Source organism: Variovorax sp. VRV01 (assembly GCF_014852545.1).
Classification (GTDB): domain Bacteria; phylum Pseudomonadota; class Gammaproteobacteria; order Burkholderiales; family Burkholderiaceae_C; genus Variovorax; species Variovorax beijingensis_A.
On record NZ_JACVBS010000008.1, the window covers coordinates 58,584 to 73,495 of the forward strand.

At 67.2% G+C, this 14,912-nt stretch carries 15 protein-coding genes; 8 read left to right on the forward strand and 7 right to left on the reverse strand.

Translation table 11 applies throughout. The features are described from left to right. Positions 1-23 precede the first annotated feature (23 nt). Together IB278_RS33850 and IB278_RS15725 are read left to right on the forward strand one after the other, a co-directional pair. The gene (locus IB278_RS33850; RefSeq protein WP_225612935.1) at positions 24-386 is read left to right on the forward strand and encodes a hypothetical protein; all 363 of its coding nucleotides are present in this window, start codon (positions 24-26) and stop codon (positions 384-386) included. Between the two features lie 35 nt (positions 387-421). Further along, a complete protein-coding gene (locus IB278_RS15725) occupies positions 422-1,714 on the forward strand; it encodes a hypothetical protein (protein WP_225612936.1) in 1,293 nt (430 codons plus the stop codon). Positions 1,715-1,717: 3 nt separating this feature from the next. On the opposite strand, the gene metC is transcribed toward IB278_RS15725, so the two are convergent. From metC to IB278_RS15760, 7 genes are all read right to left on the reverse strand, one after another. After that, entirely contained in the window at positions 1,718-2,923 is a 1,206-nt protein-coding gene (gene metC, locus IB278_RS15730; protein ID WP_192324003.1) for a cystathionine beta-lyase, read from the reverse strand. Next, positions 2,920-3,558, reverse strand: coding sequence for a cysteine dioxygenase family protein (locus IB278_RS15735; protein WP_192324005.1), 639 nt, complete (start codon positions 3,556-3,558; stop codon positions 2,920-2,922). Before IB278_RS15735 ends, metC begins: the two co-directional genes overlap by 4 nt. A 22-nt stretch (positions 3,559-3,580) precedes the next feature. After that, the gene (locus IB278_RS15740) at positions 3,581-4,441 is read right to left on the reverse strand and encodes an amino acid ABC transporter ATP-binding protein (protein WP_192324006.1); all 861 of its coding nucleotides are present in this window, start codon (positions 4,439-4,441) and stop codon (positions 3,581-3,583) included. Beyond that, the gene (locus IB278_RS15745) at positions 4,428-5,255 is read right to left on the reverse strand and encodes an amino acid ABC transporter permease (RefSeq protein ID WP_192324009.1); all 828 of its coding nucleotides are present in this window, start codon (positions 5,253-5,255) and stop codon (positions 4,428-4,430) included. Before IB278_RS15745 ends, IB278_RS15740 begins: the two co-directional genes overlap by 14 nt. Beyond that, positions 5,245-5,988 carry an amino acid ABC transporter permease gene (locus IB278_RS15750; RefSeq protein WP_192324010.1) on the reverse strand — a complete coding sequence of 248 codons (744 nt, stop codon included), beginning with the start codon at positions 5,986-5,988 and terminating at the stop codon, positions 5,245-5,247. Before IB278_RS15750 ends, IB278_RS15745 begins: the two co-directional genes overlap by 11 nt. Positions 5,989-5,995: 7 nt before the next feature. After that, positions 5,996-6,841, reverse strand: a complete 846-nt coding sequence (locus tag IB278_RS15755; protein WP_192324013.1) for a transporter substrate-binding domain-containing protein — start codon at positions 6,839-6,841, stop codon at positions 5,996-5,998. A 76-nt stretch (positions 6,842-6,917) separates the two neighbouring features. After that, positions 6,918-8,609: a rhodanese-like domain-containing protein gene (locus IB278_RS15760; protein ID WP_192324015.1), complete on the reverse strand. Its 1,692-nt coding sequence runs from the start codon at positions 8,607-8,609 to the stop codon at positions 6,918-6,920. 189 nt (positions 8,610-8,798) lie between these two features. Between IB278_RS15760 and IB278_RS15765 the strand changes: the two genes are divergently transcribed. From IB278_RS15765 to IB278_RS15790, 6 genes are all read left to right on the forward strand, one after another. Further along, on the forward strand, positions 8,799-9,983 hold the full coding sequence (locus IB278_RS15765) for an LLM class flavin-dependent oxidoreductase (protein ID WP_192324017.1): 1,185 nt from the start codon (positions 8,799-8,801) through the stop codon (positions 9,981-9,983). Between the two features lie 169 nt (positions 9,984-10,152). Continuing rightward, entirely contained in the window at positions 10,153-10,635 is a 483-nt protein-coding gene (locus IB278_RS15770; protein ID WP_192324019.1) for a rhodanese-like domain-containing protein, read from the forward strand. 32 nt (positions 10,636-10,667) lie between these two features. Then, positions 10,668-11,582, forward strand: a complete 915-nt coding sequence (gene epsC, locus IB278_RS15775) for a serine O-acetyltransferase EpsC (RefSeq protein ID WP_192324021.1) — start codon at positions 10,668-10,670, stop codon at positions 11,580-11,582. Continuing rightward, positions 11,579-11,848: a helix-turn-helix domain-containing protein gene (locus IB278_RS15780; protein WP_192324022.1), complete on the forward strand. Its 270-nt coding sequence runs from the start codon at positions 11,579-11,581 to the stop codon at positions 11,846-11,848. Before epsC ends, IB278_RS15780 begins: the two co-directional genes overlap by 4 nt. 62 nt (positions 11,849-11,910) lie before the next feature. Next, positions 11,911-12,843: a family 2A encapsulin nanocompartment shell protein gene (locus IB278_RS15785; RefSeq protein WP_192324023.1), complete on the forward strand. Its 933-nt coding sequence runs from the start codon at positions 11,911-11,913 to the stop codon at positions 12,841-12,843. A 66-nt stretch (positions 12,844-12,909) separates the two neighbouring features. After that, positions 12,910-14,823 (forward strand): family 2A encapsulin nanocompartment cargo protein cysteine desulfurase, encoded by a 1,914-nt coding sequence (locus IB278_RS15790; protein ID WP_225612962.1) that lies wholly within the window; start codon positions 12,910-12,912, stop codon positions 14,821-14,823. Positions 14,824-14,912: the final 89 nt, after the last annotated feature.

The window sequence follows — 14,912 nt, forward strand, 5'->3', positions numbered from 1 at the left end:
AGCCCTTCCGAAACACTCGCTGCATGACCCTTCTGCTCGACACCGTCATTCCCCGGACCCTCACCCAGTTGGTGGAGCGATTCACAGCACAGCCGGTGACGCGCATCGAGGCGTGGCTCTTCGACGATGTGGCGGCCCGTCGTGCGGGGGAGGAGGCATTGGCCAAGGCGGGTGTCGCGGCCGTGCTGCGCGGCGCCTACGAGCCGCTCGTTCATTTCTTCCTTGAGGAATTCGGAAACGCGCCGGGGGGCCGGCGCTGGCGAAGTTGCGGTCTACATCCCCGCCGGCAAGGGGCATCGCTTTCGGCTGGAGGCCTATCCGCTGGCTGGATTGATCGGCGACCGCAGCGCGCTCCGATTCGTGGAGGGCAGGGCTCTGGAGGCTGATTACCTCGTCGAGGCCGCTGGCAGGGCGCTGGCAGGTGTTTGCCCCGAACGACGACACCGGGTCGCCGTGCGACTGGCTGCGCGTGTGGCATGGTGACGCGCTGGCCGGAGACGCGCCGCTGCGGACCGAATTCGAGATTGCTTGCGACGCCGCGCTGAAGGCGATACGGCGGCACGAATGGCCTGCCACGCTCCCACTCTTCGACACGCTCAAGATCGGGGTCGCAACCACCGGCATCGAACGGCGCCTGCCATTCGGCGAAGAAACGATCAGCACCTTCGAAGCGTTGCACGAAGGCCTTTACTACGGTGCGCTGGAATTCTTCAAGGCACGCGCGGGCCTGCCCGATGCCGATCGCACGCTACAGCTCGGACAAATCGTTCCGGAGATCTCCGCGTCGAAGGGCGATACGCACATCTGCGTGCGGCTGGCGCGGCATCGCCGTGTCGATGCACCGGTGGACGGCACGCTGGCGCCCGATACCGCCGTGCGCTCGCTTGCGCCGGTGGAAGTCGAGCTTGCGGTGGCCGCGCTGCCGGGCGAACAGTTCTCGGTCACCTCGTTCCAGGGCCGCAAGGTCGCAGGCGTGCACGTGCGCGGGGCGCTGCCGGACCTTGTGGTCACGGCGGGCCAGCATGCCAATGAAAGCTCGGGCGTGATCGGGGTGCTTCGTGCCGCGGGCCACCTCAACAAACACCGCGACGCCCACTACGCACTCGTGCCGCTCGAGAACCCTGACGGCGCGGCTCTGCACCACTACCTGCAGGCCGCGCACCCGACGCATATGGCCCACGCCGCCCGCTACACCGCGCTGGGCGACGACCTCGAAGCCCGGACGCAGCCACCCTTTGGCGAAAAGGCCGTGCGCTTGGAGGCCATTGTCCGCACTGATGCGCGACTGCATCTGAGTCTGCACGGCTACCCGGCCCACGAATGGACGCGCCCGCGCGCAGGCTACGTGCCACGCGGCAGCGAGCTCTGGACGGTGCCCAAGGGCTTCTTCCTGATTCTCCGCCGGCACCCCGGGTATGACGGCATGCGCTTCCTGGCCGCGCTCACCGAGGAACTGCAGTCGTCCACCGAGCTCGCCGAGTTCAATGCCCGGCAGCAGAAGATGTGGCATGCCCATGTGGGAGATCTTCCCTACGAGTGCATCAACGGCATTCCGTGCCTGGTCATGGACGAGCGATTCACCGTGCCGTTCACGCTGGTGACGGAGTTCCCCGATGAAACCGTGCGAGGTGCGGCTTTTCAGTTGGCCCACACAACGCAGATGCGGACCGTGCTGGCTGCGGCGCGCCTGTACTGGAAAGGTTTCTTGGCCTGAGCGTCAGAGCGCCGGCGCAGCGGCGGCAAAGGCCTGCGCCAGGTCGGCGATCAGGTCGGCCGGTGCTTCGAGCCCGACATGCAGCCGCACCACAGGGGCATCGCCGGACCATTGCCTGTGCTCGCGCAGCCTCTCGGGCTGGGCGGTCAGCGCAAGGCTTTCGTAGCCGCCCCACGAGGCACCGATGCCGAAGAGCGTGAGCGCGTCGACGAAGGCGGCGGCGGAGGCCGGAGTGGCATGTCGGAACTCGAAGGAGACCAGGCCGCTCGCACCGCTGAAGTCGCGCTTCCACAGCGCGTGGCCGGGGTCGGAGGGCAGCGCCGGGTAGAAGACGCGCGTTACCTGCGACTGCCGTTGAAGGAATTCGGCCACCTCGGTGGCATTGCGCTGGTGCTGCGCGAGCCGCACCGGCAGTGTGCGCAGGCCCCGCAGCGCGAGGTAGGCGTCGTCGGCCGCGATCGTCAGGCCCAGCGCTTCGTACGCGGTCGAGAGCTTGTCCGCAAGCACCGGGCCGTCGACCACCACCACACCTTGCATCAGGTCTGAATGGCCGGAGATGTATTTGGTCGCCGCCTGAATGGAAATGTTCGCGCCGAGCGACAGCGGCTGATAGAACAAGCCGCCGCTCCAGGTGTTGTCGGCCGCCACCGTCACGCCGCGGTCGCGTGCAATGGCGGACAGCGCGGGCAGGTCCAGCACTTCATAGAGCAGCGAGCTTGGTGATTCGAGGTACAGCAGCCGCGTGTTCGGCCGCAGCCGGCTTGCCAGGTCGTCGTGCGTGGGCGAAAAGTATTCGACCGTGATGCCCAGCCGCTGCAGCAGCGTACTGTCGACCCGGCGCACCGGTGCGTACACGCCGTCGGCCACCAGCGCATGGTCGCCGGGCGAAAGCAGCGCCAGCAGCACCAGCGTGATGGCCGATAGCCCCGAGGGCGTGAGGAAGGCGCGGTGCCCGCCTTCGAGGCCGCTCACCGCGTCTTCAAGCGCACGGTGGGTGTCGAGGCCATGGCGGCCGTAGGAGGCCACGCGTTCGCCCGCCGTGCGGCGATGGTGATAGTCGACATAGGCGGCGGTACTCTCGAAGCGCACCGTGCTGGTTCTGACCACCGGCACGTTGACCGGGCCCGTGCCGTCGCGCAGAGGCGGGGCTCCTGCATGCAAAAGCCGGGTCACGGGGCGCAGATTCGCTGCTGGAGCTTTGGCGGTCATGCCGCCGCCTTGCTCGGCTCGAGCTGGGTGGCGTTGTAGTTCACGACCGCACCCGTTTCCAGGTTCACGCCGATGCGCTGCACCAGCGTTTCGAGCGGCCGTCCATAGAGGTGGAAGTGCAAGGTGGGCCGGTCGCCGATCACGTGGATGCTGTGCAGGTCGTCGGGCAGGAAGGCGATCGGGGTGCCGGGCTGCACCGTCACTTCGCGCTCGAACTCCAGCCGCGCCACCGCCGGCTCGCTGCCGTCGTCCGTGCGGCGGTAGACGCGGTTCTGCTCCTGCCCTTGAACAGCCACGATGGCGGCCCATGTCGTGTGGTTGTGCGGAATCGACGTTTTGCCCGGATTGATGGAGTTGAGGTAAAGCGCCACATCATCGTCGCCGTCCTCGGGATTCAGGCGGTAGCGCGTGGATGCACCAACGCCTTGGGTGACAGCCGGCGGCGGAAAGTCGGCGCTGGTGAACAGTTCGGCCAGGCTCGCGAGTTTTTCGAGGCGTGCCGTGATGCGTGCGAGCACGGCGCGGTCCAGGGGCTGCGCGCTGGCGATGGTCCGGATGTCGTTGAGGGCCTGGTCGACCGCGACGCGGCGCTGAGCGGCGAGGGCGTTGCCGGAGATGCTGTAGGTGCTTGTCATGGCTTTGGATGGGAGCGAAGGTTCAGAGAGCAAAGCGCAGCCGCTCGAATGGCAGCGCCTCGGGAAAGGGTGCGGGGCGTGCGGGCGCCGCGCGCGGGCCCTCGCCGAGCGCGCGGTGCAAGAAGGCGCGGGTGCGTTCGTTCTCCGGCCGGTCGAAGATGCGCGGCGCGGGGCCATGCTCGACGATGACGCCGGCCTCGGTGAAGTACACCTGGTCGCTGATCTCCTCGGCAAAGCGCATCTCGTGCGTCACCAGCACGCAGGTCAGGCCTTCTTGCACCAGGTCGCGGATCACGGTCAGCACCTCGCCGACGGTTTCAGGGTCGAGGGCGGAGGTCACTTCGTCGAACAGCATCAGTTCGGGTCGCATGGCCAGCGCGCGCGCAATGGCGACGCGCTGCTGCTGCCCGCCCGAGAGCTCGCCGGGATAGGCGGCCTCCTTGTGGGACAGGCGCACCTTGTTGAGCAGGGCGCGCGCCTCTTGCAGGGCTGCGGCGCGGTCGCAGCCCGCCACGCGCGTGGGCGCGATCACGAGGTTTTCCAGTACGGTGAGGTGCGGAAACAGGTTGTACTGCTGGAACACGAAGCCCACGCGCTTGCGCAGCGCGATGAGTTCGGCCTCGGAGCGCAGTGCGTCCACCTGCGTCTCGCCCACCCGGATCGCTCCGCGCTGTGCCCGCAACAGGCCCGTGATGCAGCGCAAGATGGTGGATTTGCCCGACCCGGAGGGGCCGATGATGGATACCGCTTGGCCGCGCCGGACCTCCAGGTCGATGCCCCTGAGCACCTCGTTGGCGCCGAAGCGCAAATGCACGTCGCCGAGCGCAACAAGCGGAACCTCTTGCGGGGTGGCCACGGCGGGAGCGGTATCAATGGCGGTCATGGCGTAGCTCCAGCGCGCGGGTGGCCCGCGCAATCGGATAGCAGTAGGCGAAGAACAGGCCCAGCAGCGTGAAATAGACAAGGATGGTGAAATCGGTGCGTGCCACCGTGTTGCTCGCGATCTGCGCCGTGTCGACCACATCGTGCACGCCCACCAGCGAGGCCAGCGCGGTGCTCATGGTGATGCTGGCGTAAAGGTTCATCCACGGCGGCAGCATGCGGCGCAGGCACTGCGGCAGCACGATCAGGCGGAAAATTTCCGTGCGCCTGAAGGCCAGCGACTGTGCGGCTTCCCACTGTGCGCTGGGTATCGACTGGATCGCGCCGCGGAAGATTTCCGCCACGTTCGCGCTGGCCGGCAGTGCCAGGCCCAGCACGACCTTGATCCAGTCGGGGAACGGGAAGGTCCACGACACCAGGTGAAGCTCGAACGGAAACACGTAGGTGGTGAAGTAGACGAGCACAAGCACCGGCGCATTCCGGAAAAACTGCACGTACCAGCGCGCGGCGACGCGCAGAACCCACAGCGGCGAAAGCGACAGCGCTCCCACGACGAGCCCGAAAAGCGTGCCCAGCGCCATGGCGAGCACGCTGATCTCGATGTTGGCCAGCAGGCCGCGCATCAGCGCAGGCAGCCACTTCCAAAGGTGCACGAAGGCCGTGGGCGTGGTACCCGTGGCGGTCCAGCAGGCCACGACTGCCAGTGCGGCCCCCGCGGAAAGGGCCCAGGGCCGCCGCCAGGCGGGCGTACCGGCGGCCGGGGCGAGGGATGGGGCAGGGCCACTGCCCTGGACGATGGCAATCTCACTGGCCATAGCCGGGCATCCTCAGCCGTTCTTCGAGCCACCGGCCCGCCAGGCTCACGAGCCAGGTCAGCACGCCGAAGAAGATCAGGATCAGCAGCAGCAGCTCGAGCACGTTGTCCCTCTGCGTCCAGATCATGATCGATTCGTAGGTCACGTCGCCTACCGCAATGGCTGAGGCAACGGCAGTCATCTTGACCAGATCGACCAGGTTGTTGACCAGCGAAGGCAGTGCGAAGCGCAGCGCCAAGGGCAGTTCCACACGCGACAGCAACTGCCGCTGCGAAAACCCTAGCGAGCGCGCCGCCTCCAGCGTGACACGCGGCACCGCCTCGATGCCTGCGCGCAGTGCCTCGGCATGAAACACGCCCTTGTGCAGCGACACCACGATCACCACCCAGACGAAAGGCGTCAGCGGATTGCCGCCGGGCAGCTGCACGTGCTGGGTGATCAGCATGTTGAGCACCAGGAACGCGCAGTACAGCTGCACCAGCGTGGGCGTGTTGCGCGTGACCTCGACAAAGGCGCGCGCGGGCTGCACCAGCCAGGCACGGCCGGAGGTCAACGCCGCCGCAATCAGCACGCCGGCCGCAAGGCTGCAGGGAATCGTCAGCAGGCACAGCTGCAGCGTGACGCCGAGTCCGCGCAGGAAGGCGCTGCGCTCGCCCACGTCGAGCACGAAGGCATAGTTCAGGCCCACCGTCTTGAGGGCGGCCACGGCCTGCCCGAGCAGTGCTTCGCTCATCCGACGCTCAGGGCGCCTTGAACCTGGCCTGCAGTTCGGGCAAGAGCGGTTGCGCGGGTTCGATGCCGTTGCGCTTCTCGGTGGCAATCAGCCACCCGCTGCGGTGCCATTGCTGCACCACCTTGTCGACGGCGGCGATGGTGTCGGCTTCGCCCTTGCGGGTCCACACCACCGAGGGCGCCGGCAGGATCTCGTCGCGGATGGGCGCCGCATAGGCGACCCATTCGGCATTGCTACGAAGAAGCGGCTGGATCAGCGTGGCATCGTGCACCGCTGCCACGCAATTGCCGCCGCGCAGCGCAAGCAGCGATTCCGAAGAGGTCTTGAAGCCGCGCACCTGCGCGCCGTATTGCTCCTGTAGCGGCTTCACGTAGCTGCTGCCCTGCGAGGCACAGACGACCTTGCCGCGCAGGTCCTCCCACTTCGCGATGCCGCTGCTCTTGAGCACCGCGGCCGTGCCGCCCACGCGGTAGAAAGGCGTGGGCGCGTGGCCGAGGATCTCGCCGCGGTCGGCGTTGTATTCCATCGAGGCGATCAGCACGTCGACCTTGCCCGATTGCAGGAATTGCACGCGGTTCGAGGGCTGCACCTGCACCAGTTCGGCCTCGGCGCCGAGCTGCCTCGCAAGATCTCGCGCAAGGTCCGGGTTCCAGCCGACCAGTTGCTGCGTGGCGGGATCGATAGAGCCGAAGGGGCCGCCGCTCACCATGACGCCAATGGCGATCTTGCCGCGTTGCTTGATGCGGTCGAGCGTGGCGTCGGCATGGGCCGCGCCGGCGAAGAGACCGAGAGCGGTGGCAAGCGCGGTGGTTGTGCGGGAAGAGAAAAAGGAGCGGCGCGAACGGGGATTCATCTGATAGGAGAGCGTGAAAAAAGCCAGGGCAAGCCGCGATCTTGCGAGGCCGCGGCTGCCGCTGCAACGAACGCCTTCAACTATCGATATGCGGTTTGTGGTGCGGACTATCGTGCGCCCCTGCCGGCAGGCGGAAGCTGGCCAGTTCTTCGGGAGCGCATTGGGCGACAAGGCTCAACTCCCAGTCGAGGTATCGGCGCGCGGCGTTCAGGTTGCCGTCGTGCCGGTCGTGCACGAAGAGCAGATAGTCGATCGCCTCTGCATCGGAAGGAGACGCGGGCGTGGCTTCCTGGGGCCAGCCTGCCGATTCGAGCGCTTCGGCGCGCGCCCATGAAAGCAGTCGCCAACCGGCTTCGCGCAGGTCTTGCGCGGCCAGTCGCGCCAGGGTTTCGTCGGGTGCGATCAGCAGCAACGGCCGCTGCAGATCGCCGCCGGTCGCTGCCGGTGCAGCGTCTACGACGCGCGGGCGGATCGACCAGGCAGCGCCGCGCGCATGGCCCGCACGGTAAGCATGCGAAAGGCGCAGATCGAGCACAGCCGGCTGCCCGCCAGCACCAACGCGCGAGGCGGACAGCGCGCCGGCATCGAGCGCCCTAACCTTCGCAGGAAGCCTGGCTTCCGCACGCACAGGAACGCGCAGGCCACTGGCGAGGCCATCCTCGACCAGCGCCGCATCAACGCCGAGCCGGCGCAGCCACAGCGCCACCACGGGCGCGCGCACGCCGTCGTCATCCAGCACCAGCACGCGGGCATGACGCACGCCAATCTGCAAGTCCGTCGCCTGGAGCAACTGGCCTCCCGGGGCATGTCGCGCCCCCGGCAGGCTGCCAGCGGCAAATTCTTCCGCGGTGCGGATGTCGAACACGAAGGTGGTTCGGATGCCGTCATCGAGCCACTCCTGTGCCTCGGCGGCGGTGAGAGCGGGCACGCCCGCACGGCGCGCGGCCGCCGCTGCATCGTCTCGAGCGGCCCGGCGCTGCGCGGCATCGGGCGGCGGCGGGAGTGCCCGGGCACTGCCGCGTTCGAGCTCCAGGCCCGCGAGCGCCCAGCCCTGCGTGCCGTTCTCCAGCGCCAGCACCGGGTTCGGTACACCCAGGTCGCGCAGGATCTGGGCGCCGACGATGCTGCGCGTGCGGCCGGCGCAGTGCACAACAATGGGCGTGGCCGGATCCGGCACCAACGTGCGCCAGCGCAGGGCCAGCTCACCGTTGGGCACGGGAATGGCTCCCGGCAGCGTCATCTTGCGATGCTCCTCCAGCGTGCGGCCGTCCAGCAGAACCAGTGGTTCGCCCGCGCGCTGGCGTGCAGCCAATGTGCGGGCGTCGATGTGCGGCACTTCGAAGACATGTTCGGCAACCTCGCCGAAGGTCTTGGACGGCAGGTTCACGCCCTTGAACAGGGTGTGCCCGGCGCTCGCCCATGCCGGCGCACCACCTTCGAGAACCGAGACATCGTCATAGCCCAGTGCCGCTAGGCGGCTGGCAGCCTTGTGCGCCAGCGCCGACCGCGCAATGCCGTCGTCGAAGAGCACAGTGCGGGTGGCCCGCCGTGGCACGAGGCGGGCCACTTCGGTTTCAAGGCGGCTGTAGGCCGCGTTCACCGCGAAGAATGGGTGGCCTTCGCCGTACTGGCCGTGCTCGCGGATGTCGAGCAGCGCGAGCTCGCGGCCGTCTAGGAGCCATTGGTGGAGTGTGGCCGTGGAGATGGTGGGCGCGGTTGCGATGGCAGCGGGCGGGACGAGGCGGGAGATTTCGGCGGTGATGGACATGAGACGTTGATTGGAAGGTCGGCGGCACCATAGCCTCGAAGTCCCCGGGCTGCTACGAAGACTTTCGCATAAGCAAACGCGGCTGCGCAGATCTGACGCGAGACTTGTTTCCGAATTTCGATATGCGAATTCCGGCCGTGCCAATCGCCGCGCGGCTGACCAGAATCCGGCGCTGGAAGGTAAATTCAAATGTCCTTGTCACACCGGCCTGGCGCCATCGCCGGTTGGGAGCGCTTCGCCGCACCGACTGAGTTCGCAGAAAGCCCGATCTCGAAAGCCTTCAGGCAGCCTGTGCTGCTCGGGTTGTTTCTCCCCATTCAGGCGGGCGGCTGGAGCGCATCGACCCTGCGGCGCACCACGGACTGGCGCTTCGACTACAACAAGGACCTCGTGCTCCACGCCGAGCGGCTGGGCTTCGATCTGGTGTTCGCACTGTCGCAGTGGCTCCCAAAGGGCGGCTATGGCGGCGTCTTCGACGGCAACGCGCTCGACTCGTTCATGACGACCGCCGCGCTCACCGCCGCGACAAGCCGGATCATGCTGATCTCGACCATCCACGTACTCTACGGCCCCTTGCATCCGCTGCACCTGGCCAAGTACGCAGCCACGCTCGACCATATTGCAGGTGGGCGCTGGGGCATCAACGTGGTCACGGGGCATCGCGCCGTGGAGCATGAAATGTTCGGCGCGCATCGCATCGAGCACGACCGGCGCTACGAACTCGCGGCGGAGTTCATGGAGGTGGTGCAGCGCCTCTGGGCCGATACAGAAAATTGGTCGTTCAAGGGTGAGTCGCCCTGGAAGCTCGTTGGCGCCTTCGTCAGCCCCAAGCCGCGCTATGGCCGGCCCGTTCTGGTTAACGCCACCGGTTCCGGTGCGGGCATCGGTTTTGCGGCGCGTTATTCCGACATCGTCTTCATCACCAGTCCGAGCGGCTCCAGCTTTGCAAGTGCCATCGAGGCGCTGCCGGCGCACGCCGCGCGCGTGAAGCAGGCGGCGCGCGACGTGGGGCGCGAGGTGCGCACACTGCTCAACCCGATGGTGATAAGCCGTGAGACCGAGCGCGAAACCTGGGACTACCACGACGCGATAGTCGCGCATGCGGACCCTGACCCCGCCGCCAGCTACAGCCGTTTCGACAGTGACGCGCATGCCTGGCGCGGCCGCATCGGCAACGACGCACCCAAGCGCCGCGCCATCGGCGGAAACATCGAAGTCATCGGTACGCCGGAGCAGGTGGTCGAACAGTTCGTGCAGCTCAAGGGCGCTGGCATCGACGGCCTGCAACTAAGCTTCTTCGACTTCAAGCCCGATCTCGAATTCTTCGGCGACCGCATCCTGCCGCTGCTGAAGCAGGCCGGGCTTCGTCTCTAGTGCTTGGCTTTCGCCAGCGGGATACAGGGGAGTTCTTCAACCGTTAGACCGTTTGGTTGTTTAGAACCGACTTTTCGGTTGTTTGAGCTTCGTTATCCCGCTCCTAAAGTGATGGCCATCGCCACCAAACCTGATGGCGAATGAAGAAAACGCACAGGAGCCCAAGCGCATGTCAGTGGAAGTTGAAGATCTCGTCGCCTTGCCGCCCGCCCTTGAAGAAGCGCGCATTCGTGCGGCCGATGCAGGATGGCCCTACGCCGGCGGCGTGACGCCGCCCGTCGCATGGGCGCTGGTTCAGGGCGGGCAGGCCGTGCTCGTGGATGTGCGCTCAGGCGAAGAGCGCAAGTTCGTGGGCCATGTACCCGAGAGCCTGCATGTGGCCTGGGCGACCGGCACGGCGCTCACGCGCAATCCGCGTTTCGTGCGCGAGCTCGAGGCCAGGCTTGCAAAGCATGGCGGAAAGGATGCGGTGGTGCTGCTGTTGTGCCGCAGCGGCAAGCGCTCGGCACTCGCGGCGGAGGCAGCCGCCAAGGCCGGCTTCACGCGCGTGTTCAACGTGCTCGAGGGCTTCGAGGGCGAGATCGACGCCCGCCAGCACCGCGGCGTCTCCGATGGCTGGCGCTTCCACGGCCTGCCGTGGGTGCAGGACTGACGCGAGCATTCCTTTCCAGGGAGAACAACCAGATGGCTCATTTCGAGGTGAGCGGCATCGTGCGCGCGCTGCATGGCGTGCGCGACGAATGGCGCGATTCACAGCGGCGCTCGCGCGAGCCCGGCGCACGCGAGTTTCCGTCGCGCGACGCGCTCGCGCAGATCGTCGAATCGCTCAAGGGCGCGCTGTTCCCGATGCGGCTCGGCCCGCCCGACCTGCGCCACGAGAGCGAAGACTTCTACGTCGGCCACTCGCTCGATTCCGCCCTGCAGGCCTTGCTGGCGCAGGCGCGCCTCGAGCTCGAATTCAACGCCCGGCACGAACCGCGCTCCCCGGGCGAGATCGACGATGCTGCGACCGATGCGGTGCGCCGCTTCGCGAGCGCGCTGCCGCAGCTGCGCCGCTTGCTCGACACCGACGTGCTCGCCGCCTACCAGGGCGACCCGGCGGCGCGCAGCGTGGACGAGGTGCTGCTGTGCTATCCCGGCGTGCTCGCGATGATCCACCATCGGCTGGCGCACGAGCTCTACAAGCTTGAATTGCCGCTCCTGGCGCGCATCGTGGCCGAGCTCGCGCATGCGCAGACCGGCATCGACATCCACCCCGGTGCGCAGATCGATGCGGGCTTCTTCATGGACCACGGCACGGGCGTGGTGATCGGCGAGACGGCGGTCATCGGCAAGCGCGTGCGCCTGTACCAGGCCGTCACACTCGGCGCCAAGCGCTTCCCGACCGATGCCGAGGGCAACCTGCAGAAGGGCCTGCCGCGCCACCCGGTGGTGGAGGACGACGTGGTGATCTATGCCGGCGCCACCATCCTCGGGCGCGTGACGCTGGGCAAGGGCGCGGTCATCGGCGGCAACGTATGGATCACCGACGACGTGCCCGCGGGCGCGAGCGTGACGCAGGCCAGCCTGCAGAACGCGCCGAAGGCAGGTGGCGCATGAAGGACTTCGTGGAAGACTTCGGCGTGACCATCCGCCAGCTGCGCGAGGGCAAGGGCTGGTCGCAGGAGGTGCTGGCCGAGCGCGCCGACCTGAACCGCTCCTATGTCGGCGAGGTGGAGCGCGGGCGTGTCATCCCCTCGATCGTCACGGCGCACAAATTGGCCGCGGCACTGGACATCAACATGGTGGGCCTGCTGCTGCGCTGCGAACAGCTGGAGCAATCGCGCCTTGTGCGCAGGATCAACTTGGCGGCTATAGCCTGTTGAGGGAAAACCCCAGGCCGCCTGACACTTGCGGCCACTTTCTTCCCAACACGGAGCCTTGATCCATGAGCGCAACAGTCGGTGGTACCACCGCCCTTGGCGACAACGCCGCCCGCCAGCTGGCCAACGCCACCAAGACAGTCCCCCAGCTGGAGACCATCAGCCCGCGCTGGCTGACGCACCTCTTGCAATGGGTGCCGGTGGAGGCGGGCATCTACCGCGTCAACAAGGTCAGGAATCCCGAATCGATCAAGGTCACCTGCACCTCGCGCGAAGAGGAGAACCAGCTGCCGCGCACCTTCGTCGACTACGAGGAGACCCCGCGCGAGCACTACCTCAATGCCGTGAGCACCGTGCTCGACGTGCACACCCGCATCTCCGACCTCTACAGCAGCCCGCACGACCAGATCAAGGAGCAGCTGCGCCTCACCATCGAGACGATCAAGGAGAACCAGGAGAGCGAGCTCATCAACAACCCCGACTATGGCCTCTTGGCCCAGGTGAGCGAAGAGCAGCGCATCTTCCCGCTGACCGGCGCGCCCACGCCCGACGACCTCGACGAGCTGCTGACCAAGGTGTGGAAGGAGCCCGCCTTCTTTCTCACGCACCCGCTGGCCATTGCGGCCTTCGGCCGCGAGGCGACGCGGCGCGGCACGCCGCCGCCGACGGTGAGCCTGTTCGGCTCGCAGTTCATCACCTGGCGCGGCATCCCGCTGATTCCTTCGAACAAGGTGCCCGTGGCCGACGGCAAGAGCAAGATCCTGCTGCTGCGCGTGGGCGACAAGCGCCAGGGCGTGGTGGGCCTGTTCCAGCCGGGGCTGTCGGGTGAGCAGGGGCCGGGCCTGTCGGTGCGCTTCATGGGCATCAACAACCATGCGATCGCGTCGTACCTGATCTCGCTGTACTGCTCGCTGGCGGTGCTGACCACCGATGCACTGGCCGTGCTCGACGACGTCGAGATCGGCAAGTACCACGACTATCCCGACACCTACAAGTAAGCCGCAGTGAGCAGTACACCATCGATTCCGGGCGAGGCGCCGTTCGATCCGGCCGTTCTCGCGCGCATGGCGAGCGCCATGTTCGCCGCGCTGCCGGGCACGCCACCGGCCTCGCTCCCAGGTGCCGCGAGCGGGCTGGTGCCGGGCGCGCAGTTTCCAGCCAATGTCGCGCCGCCCGGTTCGCCGCTGGCGAGCCCTGCGGGCTTCGGGCCGAGCGTGCCGGGCACGCCGATTCCGCAAGGCCAGATCCCCGGCGCCAACGTGCTGCCGGCATCACCCACGCAACTGCCTTCGCTCGCGAACCGCGCACCGGCCTTGCTGCCGCATGCGGTGGGGGGCAACGGCGTGCCGGACACGGTGCTGTCGGTCGCACCGGCCTTCGAGCCGCGCTCGGGCGGCACGGTGCTGGGCGTGCCGCAGGCGAATGCGCCCGTGACACCACAAGCTGCGGCTTCGCCGTACTATTTCGTCGGCAACAGCTACGGCCATCCGTCTGCGGGTGCGACTCCCATTTCACGTCCTCAGCAGGTCTTGCCCCCTCTCCCGTTTGCGGGAGAGGGCTGGGGTGAGGGCCTGCAGACGAACCAAAGTGCGGGGCCGCCCGTCACCCCAACCCTCTCCCCAGAGGGGCGAGGGAGCCAACCGCAGTTCTACTTCGTCGATGCGGTGCGCCTGCCCAATGGCTTGGTGACGCCGGCCAAGCCCGATCCGCGCGGTCCCGATGCGGTGCCGCTCGCCGGCAGCGGCCAACATCCGCCGTTCGACGTCCATGCGGTGCGCCGCGACTTCCCGATCCTGCAGGAGCGCGTGAACGGCCGGCAGCTGGTGTGGTTCGACAACGCGGCCACCACGCACAAGCCCCAGTCGGTCATCGATCGCATTGCGTACTTCTACGAACACGAGAATTCGAACATCCACCGCGCGGCGCATGAACTGGCCGCTCGCGCCACCGATGCCTACGAAGGCGCGCGCGAGCGCGTGCGCTTGTTTCTCAACGCACCCGAGGTCGAAGAGGTGATCTTTGTGCGCGGCACCACCGAGGCCATCAACCTCGTGGCCAAGAGCTGGGGTGGGCAGCATGTGGGCGAGGGCGACGAGATCATCGTCTCCAACCTCGAGCACCACGCCAACATCGTGCCTTGGCAGCAGCTTGCCGCTGCCAAGGGCGCGAAGCTGCGCGTGATCCCGGTGGACGATTCGGGTCAAGTGCTGCTCGACGAATACCGCAAATTGCTGAACGACCGCACGAAGATCGTCGCGGTCACGCAGGTCTCGAACGCGCTGGGCACGGTGGTGCCGGTGAAGGAGATCGTCGAGCTGGCGCATCGCGCGGGTGCGAAGGCGTTGGTCGATGGCGCACAGTCGGTCTCCCACATGCGCGTTGACGTGCAGGACATTGGCGCCGACTTTTTCGTCTTCTCCGGCCACAAGGTGTTCGGTCCCACCGGTATTGGCGTGGTCTGGGGCAAGCGCGAGGTGCTCGAGGACATGCCGCCTTGGCAGGGCGGCGGCAACATGATTGCCGACGTGAGCTTCGAGAAGACCGTGTTCCAGCCGATCCCGAACAAGTTCGAGGCCGGCACCGGCAACATCGCCGATGCCGTAGGCCTGGGCGCGGCCATCGACTACGTGAACAAGATCGGCATCGAGAACATCGCGCGCTACGAGCACGACCTGTTGGTGTACGGCATGGCGCAACTGGGCGCGATTCCCGGTGTGCGGCTCATCGGCACCGCGGCCGACAAGGCCAGCGTGATGTCTTTCGTGCTCGACGGCTACACCACCGAGGAGGTGGGCCATGCGCTGAACGAGGAAGGCATCGCCGTGCGCACGGGCCACCATTGCGCGCAGCCGATCCTGCGCCGCTTCGGTGTCGAGACCACCGTGAGGCCGTCGCTGGCCTTCTACAACACCTTCGACGAGATCGACCGGCTCGTGTCGGTGGTGCGGCGGCTGGCAGGGCAGCGCCGCGCGGGCTAGTGGAGGCGGCCTCGGCCGCTTCGTGCAATGGCCGCATATCGATCCATGCTTTCCTTCTTTGCGCGCGGAGGCGCCTGTTGATACGGTCC